Origin of the sequence: Sulfurimonas sp., assembly GCF_026991475.1 — a bacterium.
Classification (GTDB): domain Bacteria; phylum Campylobacterota; class Campylobacteria; order Campylobacterales; family Sulfurimonadaceae; genus Sulfurimonas.
The window spans coordinates 63,382-89,300 of sequence record NZ_JALXBK010000094.1; the positions used below are offsets into that span (position 1 = coordinate 63,382).

The 25,919-nt window shown below is 35.8% G+C and carries 23 protein-coding genes; 6 read left to right on the plus strand and 17 right to left on the minus strand.

Annotated elements, in window-relative coordinates; all coding sequences use genetic code 11:
• Positions 1-97 precede the first annotated feature (97 nt).
• From MV589_RS08065 to MV589_RS08080, 4 genes are all read right to left on the minus strand, one after another.
• The gene (locus MV589_RS08065) at positions 98-1,378 is read right to left on the minus strand and encodes a GGDEF domain-containing protein (RefSeq protein ID WP_297433702.1); all 1,281 of its coding nucleotides are present in this window, start codon (positions 1,376-1,378) and stop codon (positions 98-100) included.
• A 61-nt stretch (positions 1,379-1,439) separates the two neighbouring features.
• Entirely contained in the window at positions 1,440-3,542 is a 2,103-nt protein-coding gene (locus tag MV589_RS08070; protein WP_297433704.1) for a GGDEF domain-containing protein, read from the minus strand.
• 70 nt (positions 3,543-3,612) lie between these two features.
• Positions 3,613-4,497: a DMT family transporter gene (locus MV589_RS08075; protein WP_297433707.1), complete on the minus strand. Its 885-nt coding sequence runs from the start codon at positions 4,495-4,497 to the stop codon at positions 3,613-3,615.
• A complete protein-coding gene (locus tag MV589_RS08080; protein WP_297433709.1) occupies positions 4,491-5,759 on the minus strand; it encodes an ATP-dependent DNA helicase in 1,269 nt (422 codons plus the stop codon). Before MV589_RS08080 ends, MV589_RS08075 begins: the two co-directional genes overlap by 7 nt.
• Positions 5,760-5,816: 57 nt before the next feature.
• Here MV589_RS08080 and MV589_RS08085 point away from each other — a divergent pair, with 57 nt between their 5' ends.
• Positions 5,817-7,073 carry a GGDEF domain-containing response regulator gene (locus MV589_RS08085; protein WP_297433711.1) on the plus strand — a complete coding sequence of 419 codons (1,257 nt, stop codon included), beginning with the start codon at positions 5,817-5,819 and terminating at the stop codon, positions 7,071-7,073.
• Here MV589_RS08085 and MV589_RS08090 read toward each other — a convergent pair.
• Genes MV589_RS08090 through MV589_RS08100 form a run of 3 tightly spaced genes read right to left on the minus strand, consistent with a single transcriptional unit; the run spans position 7,070 to position 10,475 of the window.
• A complete protein-coding gene (locus MV589_RS08090) occupies positions 7,070-8,227 on the minus strand; it encodes a vWA domain-containing protein (protein ID WP_297433713.1) in 1,158 nt (385 codons plus the stop codon). The two genes, MV589_RS08085 and MV589_RS08090, sit on opposite strands and share 4 nt — an antisense overlap.
• 4 nt (positions 8,228-8,231) lie before the next feature.
• Positions 8,232-9,227, minus strand: coding sequence for an AAA family ATPase (locus tag MV589_RS08095; RefSeq protein WP_297433799.1), 996 nt, complete (start codon positions 9,225-9,227; stop codon positions 8,232-8,234).
• 3 nt (positions 9,228-9,230) lie between these two features.
• On the minus strand, positions 9,231-10,475 hold the full coding sequence (locus tag MV589_RS08100; protein ID WP_297433715.1) for a hypothetical protein: 1,245 nt from the start codon (positions 10,473-10,475) through the stop codon (positions 9,231-9,233).
• An 87-nt stretch (positions 10,476-10,562) separates the two neighbouring features.
• Between MV589_RS08100 and nhaA the strand changes: the two genes are divergently transcribed.
• Positions 10,563-11,915, plus strand: a complete 1,353-nt coding sequence (gene nhaA, locus MV589_RS08105; RefSeq protein WP_297433716.1) for a Na+/H+ antiporter NhaA — start codon at positions 10,563-10,565, stop codon at positions 11,913-11,915.
• On the opposite strand, the gene MV589_RS08110 is transcribed toward nhaA, so the two are convergent.
• Entirely contained in the window at positions 11,807-12,847 is a 1,041-nt protein-coding gene (locus MV589_RS08110) for a dipeptide epimerase (protein WP_297433718.1), read from the minus strand. The two genes, nhaA and MV589_RS08110, sit on opposite strands and share 109 nt — an antisense overlap.
• The gene (locus MV589_RS08115) at positions 12,844-13,074 is read right to left on the minus strand and encodes a hypothetical protein (protein WP_297433720.1); all 231 of its coding nucleotides are present in this window, start codon (positions 13,072-13,074) and stop codon (positions 12,844-12,846) included. The genes MV589_RS08110 and MV589_RS08115 overlap by 4 nt, the downstream gene beginning before the upstream one ends.
• Positions 13,075-13,211: 137 nt before the next feature.
• Between MV589_RS08115 and MV589_RS08120 the strand changes: the two genes are divergently transcribed.
• Positions 13,212-13,619, plus strand: coding sequence for a PAS domain-containing protein (locus tag MV589_RS08120; protein ID WP_297433722.1), 408 nt, complete (start codon positions 13,212-13,214; stop codon positions 13,617-13,619).
• Positions 13,620-13,621: 2 nt separating this feature from the next.
• Complete coding sequence (locus MV589_RS08125) at positions 13,622-16,453, plus strand: methyl-accepting chemotaxis protein (RefSeq protein WP_297433724.1); 2,832 nt, start codon at positions 13,622-13,624, stop codon at positions 16,451-16,453.
• Between the two features lie 44 nt (positions 16,454-16,497).
• On the opposite strand, the gene MV589_RS08130 is transcribed toward MV589_RS08125, so the two are convergent.
• Entirely contained in the window at positions 16,498-17,631 is a 1,134-nt protein-coding gene (locus MV589_RS08130) for a DUF819 family protein (RefSeq protein ID WP_297433726.1), read from the minus strand.
• A 53-nt stretch (positions 17,632-17,684) separates the two neighbouring features.
• Here MV589_RS08130 and MV589_RS08135 point away from each other — a divergent pair, with 53 nt between their 5' ends.
• Together MV589_RS08135 and MV589_RS08140 are read left to right on the plus strand one after the other, a co-directional pair.
• Positions 17,685-18,974 carry a DUF4139 domain-containing protein gene (locus MV589_RS08135; protein WP_297433728.1) on the plus strand — a complete coding sequence of 430 codons (1,290 nt, stop codon included), beginning with the start codon at positions 17,685-17,687 and terminating at the stop codon, positions 18,972-18,974.
• Complete coding sequence (locus MV589_RS08140) at positions 18,974-19,714, plus strand: exonuclease domain-containing protein (protein ID WP_297433731.1); 741 nt, start codon at positions 18,974-18,976, stop codon at positions 19,712-19,714. Before MV589_RS08135 ends, MV589_RS08140 begins: the two co-directional genes overlap by 1 nt.
• A 115-nt stretch (positions 19,715-19,829) precedes the next feature.
• On the opposite strand, the gene MV589_RS08145 is transcribed toward MV589_RS08140, so the two are convergent.
• The 7 genes from MV589_RS08145 to MV589_RS08175 all read right to left on the minus strand — a co-directional run bounded on the left by MV589_RS08145 (position 19,830) and on the right by MV589_RS08175 (position 25,913).
• On the minus strand, positions 19,830-20,453 hold the full coding sequence (locus MV589_RS08145) for a GNAT family N-acetyltransferase (protein WP_297433733.1): 624 nt from the start codon (positions 20,451-20,453) through the stop codon (positions 19,830-19,832).
• 294 nt (positions 20,454-20,747) lie between these two features.
• Entirely contained in the window at positions 20,748-22,355 is a 1,608-nt protein-coding gene (argS, locus tag MV589_RS08150) for an arginine--tRNA ligase (protein WP_297433735.1), read from the minus strand.
• Between the two features lie 3 nt (positions 22,356-22,358).
• The gene (locus tag MV589_RS08155) at positions 22,359-22,598 is read right to left on the minus strand and encodes a twin-arginine translocase TatA/TatE family subunit (protein ID WP_297433737.1); all 240 of its coding nucleotides are present in this window, start codon (positions 22,596-22,598) and stop codon (positions 22,359-22,361) included.
• Between the two features lie 60 nt (positions 22,599-22,658).
• Positions 22,659-23,279, minus strand: coding sequence for a guanylate kinase (gmk, locus tag MV589_RS08160; protein ID WP_297433739.1), 621 nt, complete (start codon positions 23,277-23,279; stop codon positions 22,659-22,661).
• Positions 23,280-23,281: 2 nt separating this feature from the next.
• Positions 23,282-24,448: a hypothetical protein gene (locus tag MV589_RS08165; protein ID WP_297433741.1), complete on the minus strand. Its 1,167-nt coding sequence runs from the start codon at positions 24,446-24,448 to the stop codon at positions 23,282-23,284.
• Between the two features lie 46 nt (positions 24,449-24,494).
• Positions 24,495-25,259: a flagellar biosynthetic protein FliR gene (fliR, locus tag MV589_RS08170; protein ID WP_297433743.1), complete on the minus strand. Its 765-nt coding sequence runs from the start codon at positions 25,257-25,259 to the stop codon at positions 24,495-24,497.
• A 9-nt stretch (positions 25,260-25,268) separates the two neighbouring features.
• A complete protein-coding gene (locus MV589_RS08175; protein ID WP_297433745.1) occupies positions 25,269-25,913 on the minus strand; it encodes an ABC transporter ATP-binding protein in 645 nt (214 codons plus the stop codon).
• Between the last annotated feature and the right edge of the window lie 6 nt (positions 25,914-25,919).

Consider the following 25,919-nt stretch of genomic DNA (forward strand, 5'->3'; position numbering starts at 1 on the left):
TTTGTTTGCTCGATTGTAGAACCCCTTATCTTGATGAGATGCACAGGCACTAAATACAATTAACATCATAAAACTAATCAAAAACAATTTTATATATTTATCGGTATACAACTTGGTTTCTTCCTCCCTCTTTGGCTTCATACAGAGCCTGATCAACCCTCTCTAGTAGTGCAGATTTCCGTTCAGCTATCTTATACTCTCCAACTCCTATGCTAACGGTAATATTATAATGACCAGACATAGCAGTCTGCTCAACAAGAGCGCGAATTTTTTGAGCGACATTAAGTGCTTCTTCTTTCTTAGTATCATCAAGAATAAGCATAAACTCCTCTCCACCCCATCGACCAAAAGAGTCCACTTGACGTATGCTTGTTTGAATAAGTCTCGTCAAATCTTTTAAAACAAGATCCCCTACATAATGACCATAACTATCATTTATATTTTTAAAATGGTCAATATCAAACATAAGAAGTGAAAAAGTTGTATTGCTGCGTTTAGATCTCGCAATGTGTAACTCTATCTCTGTATTAATTTTATATCTATTATAAATCTGTGTCAGACTATCAGTTGTAGCCAGATTTTTAAGTTTTTTCTCAAGCTTCATCTGCCTTGTGACATTTGTTGCCCTTACTACAAAATTTTTACTCTTTGTATATGCATCGTCAATAGGAGTAATACTCGTATCTACGTAATAAAGTTTACCATTTTTTTTCTTATTTATTATAATGTTATTATAATTTTGTCCAGATAAAATTGTACGCCATAAATTATAATAAAATTCTTTATTATGCTTTCCTGATTTAAAAATACTCGTTTTAGAACCAATAAGCTCTTCTCTACTGTAACCAGAATTTTCTATTACAGAATCATTCACATAGCTAATAATTCCATTACAATCAGTAATAAAGACCAAACTATCACTCTGCTCTACTGCCTGTGCAAGAAGTTTAGCTTTATTCTCTTTTTCAACAATTTCAGTAATATCATTAATAGCTCCATAAAGACTTTTAGCACAGCCTTGTTCATCACGCTCTACTAAAAATTTAACATCAAGCCAACGAATAGTGCCATCTGCTGTTATAATTCTATGTAGCAGAGAAAATTTTCTCTTATTACTTCTAAGACCATCTTCTAAAGATTTAGAAAAAAAATCTATATCTGCATCATGAATTATGGATTTGTAATGAACCTTATGTAATAAAAAGTCCTCTGCAGAGTAACCAAATTGTGAAACATTATCAGTTATATAATTAAGTTCACACTCATAATCAATTATACAACTAAATACTATAACACTAGAGACTTCTATAAGCTTAGTTAATTCTAGAAGTTGTTTACAATTATCACCTGTATAATTTTGCAGCACAATATTTTTCATCTAAATATTATACAATAGTTATTATAATATTTGTATACAATCTAACTTTATATAACTAATTTTACTTAAAAGTTACTCTATTCCTACCATTTTCTTTTGATGCATACAAAGCTTTATCAACTCTCTCAAGAAGGGTTTTTTTTGTATCATTTTTTACAAATGTACAAACACCTACGCTAATTGTAATTTTATACAAATTATCTATACTAAAATTCTCAACAATTTTACGTATTTTTTCGCCAATATACATTGCTTCAGCTTGATTAGCTTTATGAAGTAAAAGCATAAACTCCTCCCCACCCCATCTACCAAAACTATCCACTTCTCTAATATTACTTACAATAAGTTCACTCAACTTCTTTAAAACCAAATCTCCAACATAATGCCCATGTGTATCATTGATTTTTTTAAAGTAGTCAATATCAAACATTAGCAAAGAAAAGACCTCCCCATATCTTTTAGAGCGAGCAATCTGATGTTCTATTATTTCATTTATTTTATAACGGTTATAAATCTTTGTGAGACTGTCAATAGTAGCTAACTGCTTCAATCTATTTTCAATTCTAATTCTATTGCTAACATCAGAACCTGTACAAACAAAATATTCTATTTGGTTTTCTTTAGCAAAAATAGGTGCAATATTCAACTCTATATAAAACTCTTCGCCACTTTTGCTCTTATCTACTATTACATCATGATACATTTCACCTGCAAGTATAGTTTGATACATTTTTCTATAAGATGACTCATCTTTTACTTTAGATTTAAACATGCTTGGCTTAGAGCCAATAAGTTCTTCTCGTGAATAACCAGAGAGCTTAGTCAAAGCCTCATTTACATAAATAATATGTCCACCTAAATCTGTAATTAAAACAAGTTTATCTATATATTCAAGTGCTTTGGCCAAAAGTGTAACTTTCTCTTTTTGTTTCACTATATCTGTAATATCTACAACACTACCTGCGCCTACATACTCTCCTTTATGCATAATTGTATTAACAGCAATCCGCATCAAGCGTATTTCACCATCTTTTTTAATTATTTTCACATCACTATACTCTTTAAAAAACTTTTCCCCTAAAATACGTCGACTTACTGCATTTTTAATCTCTGGCTTGTCTTCTTCAAGACATAATTCCCACGGATTTATCTTTTTCAACTCAGACAAACTATACCCAGTCATTAATTCAAATGCCTTATTTGCGTATATAAACTTATCATTATAAATAAAAAAACCCGTAAAACTAATCTCTGCAATTTGCCTAAATTTCAACTCACTCTCTTTACGCTTTTGTACCTCTATATTTAAAGATATAGTGCTAGCAACTGATACGGAAAAATCTATTTCACTTTTAGTCCATGTACGAGAATCTTTCTTTGAAGCATTTACCATTATGCCTATAACTTTGCCATTAGTTAAAAAAGGAGTAAGTAAAAATGAAGAAGTTTCAGAGAGTTTCATGTATTTATAAAAAGATGCACATACTAAATTCTTTTTATTTTTAGCGTCCAATAAAATAGGAAGTTTTAATTCAAATTTTTCAATACACTTTTGTGGAATTTCTATCTGAATTGTTTTATCGTTTGTAACATATTTATTTTTCTTTGAATAAACTCCAACACACTCAAGCACTCCCTTCTCTTTTTTATAGAGCCAAATACTTGAGCGCGATACAGACAATGATTTATTTGTAATTTTTAGTATTTTTTTAAAAGTTTTAGAAAGATTATAAAATTCTATCCGTGCAAGTTTTACAAGAGCATTTTTAAAGTGTTTATTTTGTTTTTTAATCTGTTGCAGTTTATTGACAAGTTCACTATTTTTATTTTGATAAAAAACAACTAAATCACCATTGTGTAGTTTTTTAATTGTATAAAAACGCCAAAATTTTATACTACCACTTTTGTACTCTTTTATCTCAAATTTTTGTGTTTCACCCAAGGAATAAACGTAGAAAAGCTTTTCTAGCAGACCAGCATCTATATTTACATCAAAAACATCTGTAATTTTTTTCCCGATTACATCAGAATCTAAATTATCTAATTTTTTTGCATTTTCATTCAAATCTACAAATACAAAATCCCCATCTATATATCTGTAAATAACAACATTATCTGGCAGATCATTGATAGATATGTCAATATTTTTACAATGTTGTGACACTTCTTCTCCCCATTTATCAAAGAATAATTGTTAGTATATAACAATTTTACTTAATAAAATGTGATCTAAATCACTTTTTACTCACAAGAAGCCCACCAAGAATTATTAGACAAATACCTGCAAAAGTAAGCATATCTGGAAATTTATCTCCAAGCATCCATCCAAAACCTATTGCAAAAGGAATATTTGTATAACTAATAACCCCTATTACACTCAAATTTTTTGCACTGTATGCCTTAGTAAGTAGCCATTGCGAAAGTGTTGATATGAGTGCCATTAGTAAAATAAGTGACCAAATTTTCAAACCACTTGGCACAATAAACGAAGGAAATAAAAAACCCAAAAAGTTGGGTACATCAACATAGCCTGCAAGTAAAAAAAGTACAAAAGGCAAAAAAGCACCAACCATAACAAATGAGAGAACAATAACTCTCGAATCATATATATCTTTTATTTTTTTAATAGTCGTATAGGCAGCAGCCGCAAAGAAACCACCTAAAACCCCTAAAAAATGCACATACGAAAAGCTCATGGCAAATGGTTTTGTAATCAAAACTGTTCCCATAAATCCTATAAATAGAGCCGCTATTACCCTCTTGCTTAAATGCTCTTTGAGTAGAAAAAAAGCTAAAATAGTAACAAAGAAAGGTGAAGTTTTATTCAGAGTAATGGCTTCACCAAGAGGAATGACCGTGATGGTATAAAAGAACAAAATCATCGCACTAAAGCCTAAAAAGCCCCGTAAAAAAAGTAGATGAAACTTTCCACCACTTAGCTTAGGAGGGGTATGTTTAAGCGCATACAAAATCAAAAATATCCCAAAAAGGTTTCTAAAAAAGACAATTTCTAAAGCAGAAATATCCTCCGCAAGTATCTTTGTAATAGCACCATTAAAGGCAGAAATAAGTGCCGAAGCAAGCATAAAAAGCACACCACTATCTACTCGTTTTAACACGCTTTATTTTCCGCCACAAACTCCATCGCTTTTTTATTTACAAATGCCAACTCATACCACTGTTTTTTCGGCGCAATGAGGGTGAGTCTTGCAGGATTACATGAACGCGAAAGTGCCACATAGAACTGTGAGGGGGCAAATATTTCATTTGTCTCAATTATCAAATCCTCTATGCTCATTCCTTGTGATTTATGAATTGTAATGGCAAAAGCAAGCTTTATAGGGTACTGATAGAGAGTAAAAAGCTCCTCTTCAACCATCTCTTTTTTGCCCTTGATGGTTTTTTCCTTCCACTGCGTTTTACTTTGTGCAACGCTCTCTAGTTTTATCACTTTGCCATCACTCTTTTGCACATAAACGCAGCTCTCATCGGCATTGACTACAATACCGCGCTCACCATTAAAGTAGTTCCATGAGTTTCTTGTAAAAAGTACGGGCGCACCGACCTTAAAGAGCAGTTCTTTCTCTATTCTAGCATCATCCATAAAACGCTCTATTTCTCTCTCTTGCACTGATTTTACGTGTTTGACTATCTGTACTTCTTTTATTTGAAGTACTTCATCTATAAACTCAAGCTGCGTTTTGTTATGTCTTTGTGCAGAGATATTTTTGCCAAAAAGAAAGGTAAAAGCACTTAAATCCTTTGGCAATGGATGAATGAACTCATTAAGATGATTATGTATCTGCTCATCTATATGCCCAAAACGCACTGCGTTTAGCAACTCAATAAACTCGATGTCATCGGTACGGTAGATATGTGTCAGCTCTATTTTTGTAAACTCAAACGCAGCCCATAGAGGAGATTCAAAAGCAAATTTCACCTCACCATATCCACGCACTACAGGCGGTAGCTGTAAAAAATCACCGACGACTAAAAGCACTCCATCAAACGCAGCCTGTTCTAAGCGCAGCGCTATCATCTCAAACAAAGATTCACTTACCATAGAAATCTCATCAATTACTATTAAATCCATATTTACAATAAGCTTTTTAATCTTTTTCTTTATCTCATATTTGCCATTTTTTGTTAGTTCATCCACATCAGAAGCAATGCCAAGGTCAAAAAAACTATGGAGTGTCTGTCCATTTATCAAAGTAGCAGCCATACCAGTTGAAGCAAGTTTAGCAACTTTTTTTGCTTCATTTTCATACATCTTTATAACATGACGAGTAATGGTCGTTTTACCCACACCAGCGCCACCTGTTAAAAAAACATTCTTTTTATTTTGTAATGTATCAAAGGTAACAGTTTCGTAATTCATACGCGCATAATAACAGCAATTTATATAAAATTTAATTAATGACACTATAATAACAAAATGAATGAAAAAATTTTAATTGTTGAAGACAATAAAACGCTTGCAAAGCTCATCGCCAGAAAACTACAGACTTCTCTTGATATGGAAGTCGATGTTGCCTACTCACTCCATGAAGCCAAGCTTTTTCTTAGTCGTGGTCACTACTTTATCACTCTGCTTGACATCAATCTACCTGATGCTCCAAACGGTGAGGTAGTGGACTATGTCATTTCTAAAAAGAACCATGCCATTGTTCTGAGTGGTAATATTGACAAAGAGTTTAGAAAGTCAATGCTTAACAAAAATATCGTCGACTATGTAAATAAAGGCGGTGTAAATGATATAGAATACATCGTACATACCATCCAAAGACTCCGCAGAAATCAACGCCATAAGGTACTTGTAGTAGATGACTCAATGGTTTTTAGAAAACAGATGCAAAACATACTTGAAAACCTCTTCTTTGATGTCATTACAGTGGCTCATGGTGAAGAAGCACTAGGTATGCTTAGTGTCAAACAGGACATTTCACTTGTTATTACCGACTACAATATGCCTGTGATGGACGGACTTGAGCTCACCCTCAAAATTCGAGAAACCTACTCAAAAGATGAGCTCTGCATTCTTGCTCTTTCAGGAAATGATGATGATGAAGTAAGTGCGCTTTTTCTCAAACACGGCGCGAATGACTACATCAAAAAACCCTTTTCAAAAGAGGAGTTTTCTTGTCGTGTGAACAACTCCATAGAGGCACTTGAAAATATCCAAAAAATTACACAGTATGCAAATAGAGACTACCTTACAGGACTCTATAACCGTCGTTATTTCTACCAAAGTGTAGGAGAGTATATAGAATATAGCAAAGAGAGTGGTGAGCAGTGTGCCATTGCCATGATAGACATCGACCACTTTAAAAAGGTCAACGATACCTACGGACATGATGTTGGAGACAAAGTCATCGTCTCTCTTGCAGACATTCTTAGAAGTGGAACAAGTCCAAATGATGTTGTTGCCCGTTTTGGAGGCGAAGAGTTTTGTATAGTGCTCAAAAACATTAACCGCTACTCAACAGCAGAAATACTTGAACGTCTGCGTGAGGGTGTGGAGAGTTTCACACTTGAGATAAATGAGCAGACTATTGTTAAATTCACTATCTCTATAGGTGCCGTACTGCATGACCCTGCCGAGACACTTGATGAGAGTGTAAACGCAGCCGATATGCTTCTCTACAAAGCGAAAAACTCAGGACGTAACCGTTTGGTATTTCAAGAGGGCTAGTCTTTTAGAAGAAGCAGCTCTCCAAAAGGTGGCTCAGCTTCTTTGGAACTCACCCATTTCACTACATAATTTGGTATTTCTTTAGGAAATATTCCCTCCATATCTGTAAAATAGAGCAGCAGTTTCACATCATCAAAATTATTGTCAATAAACTCAAAAACAGGACGAAAATCAGTCCCTCCACCGCCTTTTAAGCTCACATCCAACTGCTCACCGCTGTAAAAGGTTTTATGAAAATGGAGTTTGTCATCACAGACCAAAAATTCTATCTCATAGTTTGGTACCAGACTCATCAAAAAGTTCACTTCGCTCATAAACTCATTTAAAAGTTCTTCATCCACCGAACCGGAGCTATCTACTGCAATGACAAGCCGAAAGGTCTGTGAAATGTTCGATGGCAGATAGATACCTTCATAGAGCAGTTTTTTACTTGGAGGCATCACTACATAATCATCACGAAAAAACCTATCGAGTGCTAAACGCAGCTCATCTCTCCAGTCAATTTTGCAAAAGCGTTCCAGTTCAAAAAAACGCTCGATGCTTTGCGGTGCTTCATCACTTTGCATCTTCGCCTCAAGAGCGCTAATCGCCTCTTCAGCCAAGAGCTGCTCTTGAAGTATCTCCTCTTCTAACTCCTCTTCTAACTCCTCTTGCGTTTGTTCTCGTGGCTCTTCTTGCTCTTGCTTCTTTTCATTCTCCTGCGGCTCTACATCATCGCTTTCATCTGCTTCATACTCCAGATTTTCATCTTCACGAAGAATGTCATCTTTGAGCTCAGCATATATCTCCTCAGCATACATTCCGCTAAAGCGTTTGCGATACTGTGCACCGTAGGGCATATCGAGACCATTTTGCAGCAACATATCGTTAATAGCCATATCTGTTGCCATCTGCCAGAGCCAACCACTGCGTTTGCCTCTTCTTTGCTCATGCGCCAAAGAGGCATGCATCGCACCATTTGCAAGGACAAACTCCATCTCACTTAGCTCCAAGCCCTCAAGATAGTCACTGTTTATTTCTAGTCTTACTCCATTGCTCTTAAAAGCTTCTATGTCATCATTAAGTACAAGCTCAAGTTTTGTGGCAAGTGTTCCAAAATAGGGCTGAGAGACGAGCAGTTTTGCCTTTGCCTGTGAAATTTTTACACTATCCATTTACTTAATCCAATAGATAGGAAAACTGCTTCACCCACTTTTTAAAGTTTGCAGAGTGCTGCATATCTACGCCGCTTCGCTGCAGATCCTGCACCACCATCACAGCAAACTCACTCTTCATATCAAGCGTATATGCCAAAATATTTTCCAGACTCTCTTTAGTTGGATTTTGCAGGTACTTACTTACAAGCCCAGAACTTAAAGCATAAAGAACATCTATTTCCTCACTCTGCTGCGTTTCAGCAGCATTGATAATACCATCAATATCAGGAAGCCTCTCCATCACTTTTATAAAAGATAAAAAACTCACCGCAATATCACGTCCAATAGCTCCGCTGATGGTCTCAAGCAGCAGGTTTTTCTCAATGCCAGCTTTTAAAATATTTCCCACATATTCCCAGCTTCTCGGCGTTGCAAAGCTCTTTGCTTCACTCTTTGCATCAAAAGTGAAGAGGTGTTCATTTTTGTAAGAGATGTAGGCAATAATGCGCGCATCAAGAGAGCTTCTGTATGCCCACTCTCTCCAGTCATCGACATTCACTTCAAGCTCGAAGTGGACAAATCTGTTTGCCAAAGGCGCAGGCATTCTGTAGGTCACACCTCTATCACCCTCTCTATTTCCAGCAGCAACTATCGCCCAGCCATCAGGAAGCTCATACTCGCCAATGCGTCTGTCAAGTATGAGCTGGTATGCTGAGGACTGTACAGCAGGAGCAGCAGAGTTGAGCTCATCGAGAAAGAGTATGCCCTCGCCTTCTCGCGGTAAAAATGCAGGCGGTGCCCAGAGTGCCGTATGTGTCTCTTTGTCATAAAAAGGGATACCTTTAAGGTCGGTAGGATCCATCAAAGCCAAACGCAGGTCAATAAAATCAAGTCCCTTTTCATCTGCTATCTGCTTAACGATGGAAGATTTTCCAATACCCGGCGCACCCCAAAGAAAAGTCGGCACCTTTTGCACCACCAGTGCTTTTAAACTCTTTGTCAGATCACTTGCTCTCATCATTTATACCATCCATCCTATATTTTCACTCTGAATATGTTTTCCAAACGCAGCGTTTGTCTTTACAGCTCTGTCAAACCTACTGTCAAGCTGCAACTGATACAAAACAGCTACAGGTGTATTTTCATTCCGTGCCAAAGCATCTAAAACCACCGCATCACCCTCCTGAAACATCGCTTCAAGTAGTTGCGGCGGTGTTGTGGGGTTTTTTGCTAAATATGAATGATTGTTCACATCTTTAAAAGCCTCTTCTAGCAGCTCTTTTGGTGTTGCAGGGTTTGCATAGAGTGCTGCGTTTAGCTTTGCATCATTATATGCCAAAAGTTTTTGAACACTCTCTTTTGTAAGGGCTCTGTTATGTGCGAGCGCAAGATTTACCGCTCTATCATCTAGTGCCAAGAGCTGCGTTTGCATTTCTGCGTTTAGTGTCTCATTCATCGCCAAAGCGGTTTTAAAATCTTTTAAAAGCGTAAAAAGTGCTGCATCGAGCTTTACATTTTGTGCGAGTATCTCTGCCAAATCCCTACTCTTTACGAGCTCTTTTATAAGCGTCATATCAAGACTCGGGTTATAGGCCATCGCCTCTTTTGCCACGGCATCATCTTGCTTGAGAAACTTTTTAAGTACACTCTTTGGAGTATCTTTGTGCATCGCAAGCGATTTTTTGAGCTTTGGATGCAGCCTGACTGGTTCAAGTGCTCCAAGTGCTTCTAAAAGTGCTGCGTTTTGTGTCTGCTCTATCAAATGATAAATACCTGTCGTAGCGTATTGGACATTGTGGTTGCGTTCTATATTTTCATAAAAGCGCAATATAAGTGCGGCTGAGACATCACGGTTATCATCATTTTCAAAAAAGTCCTCACCACCCCATGAGTACATCTTAAGCAGTTTAAAAAAGAGTGCATCACTCAGCATTGAATTTTGCAAAAATGCTTTAAGCTTTGCTTTGTCATTTGAGAGTTTCAAACTCATTAAAAGCACATCATCATCCATAGCATCGGCTAAAAGTTTCTCTAAAACATCAATGCTAAGAAACTCATACTTTCTCTCTTCATAAAGAGCATCACTACTGTTTTGCTCATACGGGCTCATCATCCGCCCCTCTATGATGAAGCGAACTGCATCAGTCATCTCTTGTGTCAATGCAATACCATGCGCTTCAAGCTGCAATACAAACTCCTCGTGAGTAAAGGCTCGTGTTTTTCCTAAGAGTAAAAGTGTTTGGTTCTTTAAAGTTTCTAAATTCATAGAGTGATTATACTCAACTTTTTTAAAAGTATTGGTTTAAGAATTACGTTATAATCTTTAAATAAAAGAAAACACAAGGAACAGTAGATGAAAATATACGCCCCATGGGAAAAGACCTTTGAAAAAGTTGCCACGCCGCTAGAGCATTTTATTCATGCACAGACAACGACAGGAATCGTGCTTATATTTATGACCATCGTTGCACTCATACTCGCAAACTCTCCTTTACATGATGTTTATGAGCAAATATTTCATCTCACTATCTCCTTAAATGTCGGCTCATGGAAACTCTCGCATAGTATCCATCACTGGATAAATGACGGACTTATGGCAATATTTTTCTTTCTTATAGGTTTAGAGATAAAAAGAAATATTTTAGTCGGTGAGCTCTCAAACATTAAAGTAGCCATTCTACCAATTTTGGCAGCACTTGGCGGAATGGTAGTGCCGGCACTTATCTACATAGCTATCAACCACGGACTTCCTTCACAAAACGGCTGGGGTATTCCGATGGCAACCGACATCGCTTTTGCCATCTCTGCACTTGTACTTTTAGGCAACCGAGTATCGCCTTCACTTGTTACTTTTCTTATTGCCCTTGCTATTGTCGATGACCTTGGTGCTGTTGTGGTCATTGCCCTTTTTTACACAGAGCAGATCCACTTTTTGCCACTTCTACTTGCAGGTGGTTCATTTCTTATAATGGTTGCGTTTAACAGGTTTGGTATTCACGCTATCTTACCCTACCTGTTAGTGGGTATGTTCTTATGGTTCTTTATGCTTGAATCAGGCGTGCACGCAACAATCGCAGGTGTTATAGCAGCCATGGCAATACCTTCAAAACCAAAAGAGACTCCTGATGACTTTAGCTCTCATATGCGAAACTCTCTCGATGAGTATGACAACTATCCTGTAGCTACAGATTACTCTCTGCATGAAAAACAAAAAGCTGTACTTATAAATATGTCTGAGCGCATAGAGTCCATCCAATCTCCCTCAGCACGATTAGAACAGGCACTGCATCTGCCTGTGAGTCTCATAGTCATTCCTCTTTTTGCCCTTGCAAACGCAGGTATCAGCATCGATTTTACACACATTGATGAAGCCATTGTAGAGCCTATTGCACTTGGTATCATAGTAGGGCTTGTTCTTGGAAAAGTGCTTGGCATCGCTGGAGTAGCGTTCATTGCCACAAAACTTGGCATTGCAAAACTCCCAGAGGGAAGCACAATGAATCAGGTCTTTGGTGTAGCACTGCTCGGCGGTATCGGTTTTACTATGAGTATCTTTGTCGCAGAACTTGCATTTTATGGCAATGCCTCAGCTATTTTTCAAGCCAAAATAGGAATCTTAGCAGCCTCACTCTTTGCGGGAATTTTAGGCTTTATCTGGTTGCGTTTTATCGCAAAATCTCCCACAGAAGATGGTGTCTCAGCGTAAAGCAGCGGCGAGTCCAAATCGACATACTTTATAACATCTCTGTAGGCAAAGGCAAGTTTGTATGCTGCTTCTATGGAGATGGGACCCTCAAGCATAGAGCCTAGCATACAGCTTATATTTTTCTCTCTTGCATACTCCAAGATTTCTATAGCCCTGCTCACTCCACCGCATTTCATAAGCTTGATGTTTATCATATCTGCTGCGTTTAAGGTGTAGATATTTTTCACATCTTCAAGGCTAAACGCAGCCTCATCTGCCAAAATAGCAATGGATGAAGCCTCTGTAATGCGTTTAAGCCCTTCTAAGTCATCTGCTTTGACAGGCTGCTCTATAAGCTCAATTTTTACTCCATAGACTGCGTTTAAATACTCCATTGCAGACTCCACACTCCACGCCTGATTTGCATCTATAAGCAGCACTGCGTTTGGAAGTTCTTTGGCTAAACGCAACGTCACATCTATGGCGTGTTTTATGTCACTTCCAAGCTTCACTTTTAAGATGTCATAGCCCTCACTAAGCGCTTTTTTGGCATCTGCCATCATTTCATCAACACCGTTTAAACTAATGGTCACATCTGTCTTTATCGTACTTATATCTTCAATATCGAGCCTGTTTACTTGAAAAAAAAGTGCCATATCTAGCGCTGCTTTTGCTGAAGAGCCTATAGTTGTCTGATGCAACTTTCTTAGGGCATCCGCTGCGTTTAGCCCAAGCAGTTTTGTTTTTACAGACTCGATGGAATGGATTATATCCTCTAAATCCTCACCTGTTATTGCCTTGGTTGCAGGTGCTTCTCCCTGTGCGATGCTACCATCTTCAAAGAGAATATGAACACGAACAAACTCTACATTTTCAACGCGCCGCAAAGCAGTAGCGAAGGGTGTTTTTAAAGGAATGTACCTTTTTTCAAGTGTTATATCTTTTATTTTCATAACGATAGATACTCTTCAAGTTTTTTGAGTAAAAAATACCCGCCAACCGAAGAGATAACAACATTAATAATGATTAAAGTCAAATCTGAATTTGTAGGCATAACAGATAAATCTGTTCCAAGAGCATCAGAACTGTAAAGATGCAGCATAGTAAAAAATTTATCTACAATTACATAGAGAAAATAGACAATAATATTATAATAAAGAAATTTAGCAAATTTACCCATCAGTTTATATCCTTGTAAAAGAAATATTTTAACAATATATTTTAAACAATCAGCTCAGTAAATAAATTACTTTAATTTAATTTTTTAAAAGAATATTGTAAAATGATTTTAATATTTATAAAAAAAGGTTATTACTTATGCTGAACGATCCAAATGAGATAGTTTTAGATACACAAGCTTTCTTGGTCTCTGAAACCGATGAAAAAGGTATTATTAACTTTGCCAATGATGAGTTTTGTAAATATGCTGGTTATGAAGTTGATGAACTTATAGGAAAACCACACAATATAGTGAGACATCCAGATATGCCAAAGGCTGCGTTTAAAGATTTATGGGATACAGTAAAAAGTGGAAAAAAATGGCGTGGTTTTGTAAAAAACCATACAAAAGACCACCAACATTACTACTGGGTTTTTGCTACGGTTTATCCATTTATAAATTGTGATGGGAAAAAAGGGTATATCTCTTGCAGACGCGTCATCTCTGAGGCAGAGAAAGAAAAATATGAAAAACTCTATAAAGAGATGCGAAGTAAGGAGAGATAGAAATGGAATTTTTAAAAGATATAAGTATTAAAAACAAACTACTTATTAATGTTATTTTACCAACACTTACAATGGTCATTATGGCAGCATTTGCCATTCATACAAATGTAAAACAGAAAAATGCCTACGCAACATATGATACTATCATAAAACTCGATACACAAATATCTGCTTTACTTCATGAAACACAAAAAGAGCGTGGTGCTACAGCTGGTTTTCTTACTTCAAAAGGGAAAAAATTTATAAAACGCCTTCCAAAACAAAAGAATTTAACTGATGCTAAAATAGTTGCACTCAAAAATTTCATTCAAAACAATACAATAAATAATATTTTAACAAAAGATACAAAACTGTTTTTTGACAAAGCGATGCAAGATTTACAAAAAATAAAAACTATTCGTTCTTCTGTTGTTTCTCATAATATTTCTGCAAAAAAAGCTATTGGTTATTATACAAAAATGAATTCTAAGTTTTTAAATTTTATTGCGAAAACTTCAACACAAGCAGCTGATGCCGAGCTCGCTGATGCTACCATTGCTTACTATAACTTTTTAATGTCAAAAGAGAGAGCAGGAGTTGAAAGAGCGGTCGGAAGTGTAACTTTTGCACAAGATAAATTTATTGGAAATGCAAAAGATAGGTTACAATCTCTTATAGAGGAACAAGACTCTTATTTAGAGAGCTTTAAAACACTTGCTCAAAAAAATAACATACTATTTTTAACTGCAACTTTACAAGGCAAAGCAGTCAATGAAGTAAACAGAATGCGAAAAATATTAGAAAATGCTAATGAGATAGGAGGCTTTAATGTCAATGCCTCATACTGGTTTAAAACCATAACAGCAAAAATTAATCTACTTAAAAAAGTAGAAGATTATATGCAAAAAGATTTACAGGCAAATACTGAAAATGGGAAAAATGCCATTTTGATTACTAAACTCATCGCAAATATGATTCATGAAACACAAAAAGAGCGTGGGGCTACAGCAGGTTTTCTTGGTTCAAAAGGAAAAAAATTCACAAAAGTGTTACCAAAACAAAGAAAACTTAGTAATACCCGCATAACTACACTCTTAAATAAAATAAACAGATTAAAAGTATTTAGTAGTGACATCCAATTACAAAAAGATATGAAACTTGCACTCAAGTCCATTCATAAAATTGACACAATCCGTAAAGGTGTAGATAATTTCAACCTTCCTGCAAAAAAAGCTATTGCCTATTATACTAGTAACAATGCAAAATTTTTAAATCTTGTTGCAGATTTGATTAGTAAAGTACAAACTGCTAAACAGACAAGAAAAATAACTGCCTTTTATAACTTTTTAATGTCAAAAGAGAGAGCTGGAATAGAGAGAGCAGTACTCACAAATAGTTTTGCAAGAAATAAATTTTTACCTGGTATGAAGAGCACATTTGTTAAACTTGTTACAGAACAAAATGCTTACATTAACTCATTTTTAGCTGTATCTGACACCAATGTAAGAACTTATTACTTCAAAACTATGCAAGGTAAAGCAATCAATGAAGTTAATCGCATGCGTAAAATTGCACTAAATGCTACAACAATAGGTGGGTTTGGTGTAAACGCATCTTATTGGTTTGATGAAATTACTCAAAAAATTAATCTTCTCAAAAAAGTCGATGATCATTTGAGTCACAATCTTATAACAATGGCTGATGCAAAATATAGTAATAAAAAAGAGAGTCTAATTATATATACTCTAGTGATGATTTTTGTCATCATGCTAACTGTTTTACTCTCGTATATTAGCAGTAAAAACATTACAAATTCTATTGAAAAAATCTCTTATGGTATGAGTCAATTTTTAGAATTTTTAAACAGACGCCACAATGTCATCGAAAAAATAGACCTTGAAGGAAGTGATGAACTTGCAATCGTTGCCAAGATGATAAATGAGCAGACAGACCAAATCAATGAAGGCATAGAAAATGATATGCTCTGCGTTGGGGAGGCTATTTTAGTGCTTAACAAAGTACAACAAGGACACTATAATTGTCGTGTACAAACAGAGGCATCTAATTCTCAAATACAAACACTTGCAAATACCATCAATAAAATGCTTGATGTACAGTCTCAAGTTATGCGTGATATTTTATCAGGTCTTAATGAGTATGAAAATTATAACTACCTCGACACCATTTCTCTTGATAGTAAAATATCAGGCGAAACAAAAGCTGTGGTAGATGGCATTAATGCCCTTGGTGCAGCTATAGTAGCACTTTTACAAAATACATTCCAAACTTCAACAGACCTGCTCAATCAAGCTGACATTCTCCAAACACAGATGCAAACACTCCAAGAGTCTGCTAGTGAGCAAGCCTCTCAACTTGATTTAACAACGACTTCTGTTATGCAGATAACAGAGTCAATAGATGACACTTCAAGTAGAGCACAAGAGGTTGTTTCTCAATCAAATGACATTAAAAATGTCATTACTGTCATTGGTGATATTGCAGATCAAACCAATCTACTTGCCCTAAACGCAGCCATAGAAGCAGCACGCGCTGGTGAGCATGGTCGAGGTTTTGCCGTAGTGGCTGATGAAGTGCGTAAACTTGCAGAAGGAACACAAAAATCACTCTCTGAAATAAATGCGAATATTAGTGTACTTTCTCAATCTATTATAGATATAGAATCAAGTATCAAAGAACAAAGTCTTAATGCCAACCAAATTAACAACGCTGTATCTGAAATAGATGAGAGCACTAAAACAAATGCAAATACAGCAGCAAGTGTAAATGAAATTGCTACACAGGTGCAGGAGATGGCTTCGCAAGCACTTAAAAACCTTAAGAAAAATAAATTTTAGGAGGAGCTTCTTTTAGCCCTTTCCTAGACGAAATCGTGTAAGAATCAAATAGAGCCTAAACGCAGTAGAATGTTTCCAATCAACAAACCACCAAATGTCCCAATAATGTAACCCATAATTGCCATTAAGACACCTACACTTACGAGTGATTTGTTGTAAGTTGCTGCTAAAATAGGGGCAGAAGCCACCCCTCCTATATTTGCAAGTGATGCGACTGAAATACTAAAGAGATCGAGCTTAAATATTTTTGCTCCGAGTATCATTATAAATGCGTGAATAAATAAAATCACCAACCCAGCAAAGACATAAATACCCAAACCTGAAAAATTTTCTATAACTGCGTTTGAACCAATAAGCGCTATAAGAATGTAGAGCATAGTAGTGGAAACTTCACTTGAACCGTTGATGGTGCGAAGCTTTGTAAAGGAGCCTGCTATGCCTAAAAGAGTAGCAAATAGTATCATGGATGTCGTTGCGTTTAAAATAATAACTTTTGTCGCTAAAATTTGGCAAAAGAGTGAAACTGCCAGAGCAAAGCCAATAAGTAGCCAGTATCTTTTTGCGCCCATTGAGCAGGCACAGCCAATTTCACCCAAATATGCCAGATTTTCATCACTCTTTGTGAACTTGTTAAAAAACTTTGCAAAAGGAACTAAGAAGAGTAGCAGCATCACCCACAATGTATAATCTACACTATCTACTACAAGTGCATACGCAAAAGCATCTTCATGCACTCCAAGAGCAGAACCGACTGCGACCATATTTGCCGTGCCACCCATCCAACTTCCTGCAAGTGCGCCAAACGCAGCACTTATGTTTGCATCAAAGTGAAACATAAATGCAGTGAGTATAAACGCAGCAGCTATGGAAAAAACCGCCAAAGCGTAGGCGATAAGCAGGGATTTTCCAAGTTTTAAAAAATGTCTAAAATCAATTTGCAACAGCATTAAAAAGAGCATAGCAGGCAGAAGATTTGTCTTTGTGAGTTTATAAATATGATGTATCTGTGCGTTTTGCTCAAAAATACCAAATGAAGCCAAAAGCATAGAAACCGCATAAATAAGCACAACAGCAGGAATATACTTCAAAATCTTATAATTTGTCTTTAAATCCAAAAAGGCGAAAAATGCTACAATAAGTGATATAGTTAGAAGGTAGCCCATGGGTGTTGTTATCAAAATTCATTCTCTATTTTTTTTATAAGTGTATCATAGTTTTATAGGAGTTCATCATGAAAACATTAGCATTATCTTTATTTGTAGGGGCAAGTTCGCTCTTTAGCTCTTCGCTTGTTGTTTACAACTCAAACATTGGTCTCGTCCATGAAGAGCGTCCGCTGCGTTTAGACAAAAACGCACATAGCATTATTTACAAAGATGTGGCAAGCTCCATCATAACAGAGTCTATAAACCTCAAACTTCCAAAAGGGGTACAACTCTACTCCCAACAGTACCGATATGACAAGCTCACGCTTGCCAAACTCTTGGAGTATAACATTGGTAAAAAGGTCAAAGTGGGCAAAGACTCCTTTACCCTTCTTGCTGCAAACAACAAAGAGGCAATTCTCAAAAATAAAAAGGGAAATATTGTAACAAGAGAGAGCAAAGCAATCATCTTCGATAAAATTCCAAATCGTCTTTTAAGTAAACCCTCCCTACTTTGGAATGTAAAAACAGACAAAAATATTAATGCAAAACTAGAGCTTGACTACCTTATAAAAAATATTAAATGGAGTGCAAATTATGTGCTTGACATTGTAAAAAATCGTGCAAATCTTCGTGGATTTATTACGCTGACAAACAACTCTGGAAAAAGTTTTAAAGACACCACACTCTACACCTTAGCAGGAACTATTAACAGAGTAAGAAATCCACAACCACGAATAATGTACTCCAAAATGATGGCTCAAAATAGACCGATTGTACAAGAGAGCGCACATGAGGGCTACCATATTTATAAAATTCCTTTCAAAGTCACTTTGGCAAACAAAGAGAAAACGCAAATAAATTTTCAAAACTTCCAAAACATAAAAGTGCAAAGAGAGTATGAAGCACAAATGAGCAATCCTCTCTTTTTTCATGGTGAAAGTAACATAAATGTAAACCAATACATCACACTACAAAAACTTGACACGCCCCTACCAAGTGGCATAGTACGCATCTACTCAAAACTGCATGACACTGCTATACTTTTAGGAGAAAGCAGCATCAAACACACTCCAAAAAATGAGGCTCTAAAACTCAAAATAGGTGTAAATTTTGATATTAAAGTAAAACAAAGCATACTCAAACGCAGTGACTCAAACAACTACTACAGCGCAGATATACGCTACACACTAAGCAACCACTCGGATGAAGAAAAAAGAGTAGCTCTGCTTATTCCCTTTAACAAAAATAGAGATGCTCGCATAAAATCAGCGCAGAAATATGTTGATACTAAGGGAAATTTAGCTACATTTAGCATTAAAATTAAAGCAAATACAAGCAAGAGCTTTGATGTACACTTTGAGAGTAGAAAATAATGGCAAAATATATAATTTTAGATACAGAGACAACAGGAACGGATGAAGAAGATAGAGTTATACAACTCGGATACATGGTACTTGGTGCAAAAGAGATAGAGGTACATAACGAATTTTGCAGCACCGATATTCCCATAAAATTTGGTGCGATGGAAGTTCATGGCATTATCCCTGATATGCTTGAAGGCAAACCAGAATGTGTGCAAACGCAGGCATATAAAAGACTCTTAGAGCTTAACACTCCCGAGAACTACCTCATCATTCACAATGCCCCTTTTGATATAAAGATGCTTGAAAAAGAGGGATTTGAGACGAAAATGAAAGTCATTGACACACTGCGCGTTGCAAAACATGTTATGCCAGACGAAGAAGCACACCGTCTGCAATATTTTCGCTACAAAATGGAGCTTTACAAAGAGGAACAAAAAGAGGCTGATGCACTTGGCATAGAGGTAAAAGCACATGATGCCATTGGGGATGTTTTAGTGCTCAAACTCTTTTTGAGCCAACTTAAAAAAATTGTACAAGAAAAATTTCCAAATGAAAACCCTGTAGAAAAAATGGTCGATTTAACAAATACTCCCATTTTAGTCACTGCGTTTAGATTTGGTAAACATAAGGGAAAAACACTCCAAGAGGTCGCACGTGAAGATGCAGGATACCTAAGATGGATGCTAAAAAGTATGGATAATCTTGATGATGACCTGCGTTACTCTATCAATTACTATTTAGAGGCATAAGCGCCTCTTTAATTGAGTTTTATGGCTTTTAAATAGTAATAAACACATAAAATATTGCCATAACCCGTTAAATATAAAAATAAAAAGAACAAAACAGAGAGTTCTATATGGACTCCTAAAACTCTAAGGACATAAGCATAAGACCAGCTCGTCCAAAGGTCTCTTTGTATCTCTCACTCTCTACTTCGGCAATTTTTTTAAACCCTAGTTTTTTATAGAAGAGCTCTGATTCAAGAGAACCTATTTCAATAATAGTCTGAGCAACTCTATAGCCCTTCAGTCTAGCAGTTAATAGACTCTTATGCATCAATGCTTTTAAAATTCCCACATCAATAAAACCTGCAACCTCTTCCATAAAATCAAACATAAGAGTGCTTTTGTTCTGCTTGAAACTACAACTGTAAAAAACATCTAAGGTAGCCTCAACATCTTTGGTGCAGCCTATTTCATCAAGTGCTTTAATAAAACTCTCTTTTGTTGCAATACGGGGCTCATAACTACAAAGCGTCCCCACACGATTTTCATCAATTTCAGCAATTAAAAAATTTTTATAGTTACAACTACTTTTAGCCTCTGTTGTTGTGAGCCTTGTTAGTTTTTCTAAAATTTGTGCATCACTACTTTCTGTAAATAATAGATCAAACAACCCACTTTTTTTACCTGCACGAGAACTTTGTAAAATCATCTCAGCTAAAAAAGAGGAATCATCTGGTGTTGCTTGTCGTATTTTAATACTCATAATCCATCCTACCCTTGACATCGTATTTTAGTAATAGTACCATACTTTATGATAAAAAGTTTCTTAATTCTTCTAAGTTTTTCAAATTTACTCTTTTCCTCATAGCAAATAATCCTAGTCGTAGCAAATGAGATGAACAGTTCTACTGCAAAATTTGGATACTCACATATTCGTGATGAAAAAACACCTTATCTAGTTGCTACAAAATCACTCATTATAGAGGCAAAAGTTTTGAATATATGAGAAGAGATAATGATTTATATAAATACTAAAAAATCGGCTAAAAGAGAAGAATTAATCTTCCTCTTTTACCATTTTATCTTTTGCCTTTATTCCCATTAAAGAGAGACCAGTTTTAAGACTAAGCGCTACAACAAGCATCACTTTTAGAAGTTTTGCTTCATCTCGCGTTCCTATCATACGAACATCATAGTAAAACTTATGTAAAGATGCTGCAAGTGCTTTTAAGTAGTCTGGCAATTTTTGAATCTGACGAGAATTAAAAGCATCTTCTACAACTTCAGGAAGCAACATTGCATCAAAAAGAAGTGTATCTGCATTTTCACCCAGATCTTTCAAACTCGCACTCATAATCTCTTCACTACTAAGCGTACTTTTTGAAAGGAGTGTTTGAATACGCGCATGCGCATACTGAATATAAAAAATAGGATTTGAACTATCCTGTTTTTTAAACTCTGAGAGGTCAAACTCTAAAGCGGTATCGCTCTTTTTTGAAGCGAAGATATAACGCAAGGCATCTGCACCTATCTCATCGACAATATCGCTCATAAGTATGACATTACCAGCACGCTTACTCATTTTATATGGCTCGCCATCTTTTAAAAGACTTACCATTTGAGAGAGTAGTACTTCAAGTTTAGACGAATCATATCCAAGATATTCTATGGCTGCTTTTACACGAGGAATATAACCATGATGATCAGCTCCCCAAATATTTATGTAATGCTCATAACCTCTTTCAAACTTTTGGTTATGATAGACTATGTCTCCAGCAAGATAAGTTGGTCGTCCATCTTCACGAACCACTACTCTATCTTTTTCATCGCCTTTTGCCTCAGAAGCTATCCAGGTTTTACCATCTTTTTCATAAATAGCACCTGCATCAGTAGTTGCCATCTTCTGCATAACTCTGTCCCAATCATCATAAAGCGTTGATTCGTACACAAAAGTATCAAAATGTACATTCGTATCTGCCAAATCTTTTACAATGATTTTCATCACTTCATCTTTTGCCCACATAGCAAGCTCTCGTTGACGTGATGCATCATGAAAAATTTCTACTCCAAATTTTTCCATAGCCTCACGTGAGAGTCCATCTAAATACTCTCCACGATAGTAAGATTCAGGATACTCAACTGTTTCATCAAGCAAATTTTCTCTTGCATGTAATTGAATAGAAAGACCTAATAAATCAATCTGATTTCCAGCATCATTAATGTAATACTCTGCGTCAATCTTGTAACCCAAATGTTTTGCAAGTCTATAGAGTGTATCTCCATAAATAGCACCACGAGCATGACCAATATGCAATGGTCCTGTAGGGTTGGCACTTACAAATTCTAAAAGTATTTTTTGATTTTTTTCTTGTTTTGCGTACTCTGATGGATTCTCTAATGCCCAAGAAGCATATTCGCTTAAAAAGTTTTCACTCAAACGAAAATTTAAGTAACCTTTTACAGCTTCCACACTTGAAAACTCTTCGCTCTCACCAAAAGATGCAGCAAGTTCATCTGCAATAATCATCGGAGATTTTCTAAGTTCTTTTGCTAAAGAAAAAGCAATAGGAGTAGCAAAGTGACCAAAAGAACGGTCACGAGGCTTTTCTAAAACAAGCTCACGACCTAATTTCTCGCGTAATAACGCCGATACTCGTTGTTTCAAAGCTTATACTTGTGTTGTAGATTTAGGAGTTTCAGAAGCAGATGCTACTTCTTCAGAACCTTCAACTTTTTTAGGTGTATCAGATGCAACTTCATCAACTACATCAGTTTCTTTCATCTCTTCTTTGAAATTTTTAATTCCTTTACCAAGACCTTTTGCTAATTCAGGTATTTTTTTTGCACCAAAAAGCAATACAATTATTCCAAATATTAATAGTAACTCTGTTCCACTAGGCATTCCCATAGTTTATCCTTATATAAAATTAAGTCGTTAAGTATATCTCACCTTTGCTGTGACTTCTCTTTAACAGTCTTCCCATCGCTGTACAAACTCATTTATCTCTTCACTCGCTTTTTTTAGTCTTGCAGTTTGTGCAATCAAACGCAGCTTTTGTGCAGCAATATCCAAGTCATCATTTACAAGCAAATACTCATATTCAGAGACTCTTTGAATCTCTCTTTTTGCCATATTTACACGTCTATCTATAACTTCTTGCGAATCAGTAGATCGTTTTATAAGTCTGCGTTTAAGTTCTGAGAGTGTTGGTGGTGAGATAAAAACAGAAGTTGTAATATCACTTAGTCTATTTTGAATTGCACTATTACCCTGAACATCTATATCAAAAATTACTAATTTACCTTCAGAGAGTGCCTTTTTTACTGGTTTTAATGATGTTCCATAGTAGTTACCATGTACCAAAGCATGTTCTAAAAACTGCTCCTCTTCAACCTCCCTTTCAAACTCCTCTTTATCTACAAAATAGTAATCAACACCATCTCTCTCACCTTCACGCATTGGTCTTGTCGTGGTAGAGATAGAAAAATAAGTATCTCCAATATCATCTATAATTTTTGCAATTAAAGAACTTTTGCCTGCACCACTTGGACCAGAAAGAACTAATATTGCGCCATTAATTTGACTCATAATTAATCCTCAAAACTTATATTAATTGTAATTTTGGCACCTTTCATTGCTGCAGCTACATTTTCATTATCTAATGCAGCCAGTAGTGTTTTTAAAGCTTCTACACCTCTATTCTCACTCTCATTACCTAAAGGAGCTTCTTCTATATCTGTATCCGCGACTACATCATCATCTACATCATCTACATCATCTACATCATCTACATCATCAGCATCAACTTCTTCACCTAAGGCAACTTTTAAATCTTTACTGTTTAATGTAGCAAATGAGTCTATTTCATTACTAGCAATTTCAAGCAGGGTATCTTCATCGACTTCACTCTCTAAATCTTCTTGAGAAAGTTCCTCTACCGCATCTTCAATCTGCGTTTGTAAATTCTCTTCAAACTCCTCAGCTTCAATTATATCCTCAGGCAAATCTTCACTCTCAGGTATTGTTTCAGCCTCAGCCAAGGCATCATCTTCCAAACCTAATTCCGCAAGATCTAAATCTACCTCATCATCCAAGTCTACATCTTCAAGAGTCTCATCATTACCCAACTCTTCTAATTCAGTATCTTCGACTAAAGGCTCCGCTACAATCGCTTCATCGGCTTCATCTTCTAAATCTAAAGAGAGATCATAGTCGAGATCCAAATCTTCATCATCAGCTTCTTCATCTTGCGTTTCATCAAGTAACTCTTTGACTTTTTGTGCTTCTTCATCATCCAAAACACTCTCACCAAGCTCTTCATCGTCTAAAATCAACTCATCATCCACATCTTCAAGCTCATCCAAATCATCTAAACCTTCAAGCTCAAGTCCATCAAGGCCATCAAGTAGTTCTTCATCTGATACATCTTCGACAGCATCTAAATTTTTCTTTAGATTTGTAAAAAGCTCTACCATATCAGTTGGTAAAAATGGCTTTTTAATTGTTGCAGAAAAGCTCTCCTCATTTTCGTTGTCACGAGAACATATAAAAAGAGATTTTTTAAACTCTATTTTATTTTGCAACTCTGCATAGCCCTCTTCATCGTACTGAGCATCATCTATAACTAAAAGGTCATAGTTTCCTGCTGGCACTTCTTCTAGACTATGCGCAGTCGTAACTTCATCATTAGTTTTTTGAGCACTTAAAGTAACTAACTTCGTAACTACTGGGTTATCATTTAAAAGTAATATCTTCACATATATTCCTTTGAGAGGTTATTGGCACCATTGTAGCAAAATTAAACTAAAAAAAAGTCCCCAACATATTAAATGCTTCTTGAACTTGTCCTTTAAGAACAAGCATAATAGCAGTTAAAGTTGCAATTAAAACACTAAACGCAACCATAATCTTTATAGGAAAACCTATGACCAAAAGGTTAAATTGAGGCATAGTTTTCATTAACATCCCAAATATAGTATCTGCAAGTAGAGAAAGCGCAATAACAGGAAAAGCAATCATAAATCCAACCATAAACATATTTGATGTAGCATGCATAATGTAATGAAAAAAGTTTTTTGTTACTATAAATCCACCCAAGGGAACTGTATCTAAAGTACGGGCAACAAAAAGTAAAATCCAGTGGTGCAAATTAAGAGAAAGTAAAACCATTAAGCCCAAAAGTGAGAGAAACTGAGAGATAATAGGCATAGAGACACCAGACTGAGGGTCAATAGCACTCGCCATAGAAAAGCCCATCATATAAGATATTTGCCCACCTGCAAAAGTTATTACATTATATGCCAATTGCAACACTATACCTACAGATAAACCTAAAATAAGCTCACCCAATATTGCTATAACTATAGTTGGAATATTTATATCAATCGTTGGGGCAGGCATTGAAGAGTAAAAAAAGACAGTAAAGAAAAAAGCCATAGTTGCTTTTATGTTAATAGGAATATTTTTATGATCAAATATAGGAACAGCAAGAAAAAGTCCCGCAAAGCGAAAGAATAATAGTAAAAACCCTACCATATTTACTTCGTTAAATATCTCTGCAAACTCCACTTTATTTTCCTATTTTATTCGTTTTAATTCTCTGTTTTGCAATTCAAATACTTTGTCACACATATTTGCCAAATGGTTATCATGTGTTACTAATATCATTCCAGCCTGATGCTCTTCACAATATTCAAAGAAAAGTTTCATAACCTCTTGAGCAGTTTTAGAGTCTAAATTTCCAGTAGGCTCATCTGCAAAAATAATAGTAGGTTTTTTTGTCAAAACTCTTGCTATAGAGACACGCTGCTGCTGTCCCCCTGAGAGTTGTGTCACTTTTTGATGTATGCACTCTTTTATATCAAGTTTTTGAAGTAGGCTATCGTCTATCTTTTGTCCTGATAAAATCTCAGAGACTTCAAGATTTTCGTAGGCACTAAAACCTTTAAAAAGATAATGCGATTGAAAGACAAGTCCAAGTTTATTGCGTTTAAGAAGTGCAGACTCTTTTGTTTTCATACCACTTATATCTTTACCTAAGATTGTAACTGTTCCCTCATCAGGTTTTAGAAGTGTTGAAAGTAGGTGCAAAAGAGTAGATTTTCCACTACCACTCATACCCATAATCGCTATAGACTCTTTTTCATATAAGTCAAGTGAAACATTTGAGAAAAGTTTGTATTCAAAAGAGTGCGATAAATTTTGTGCAGATAATAGATTCATAAAGTA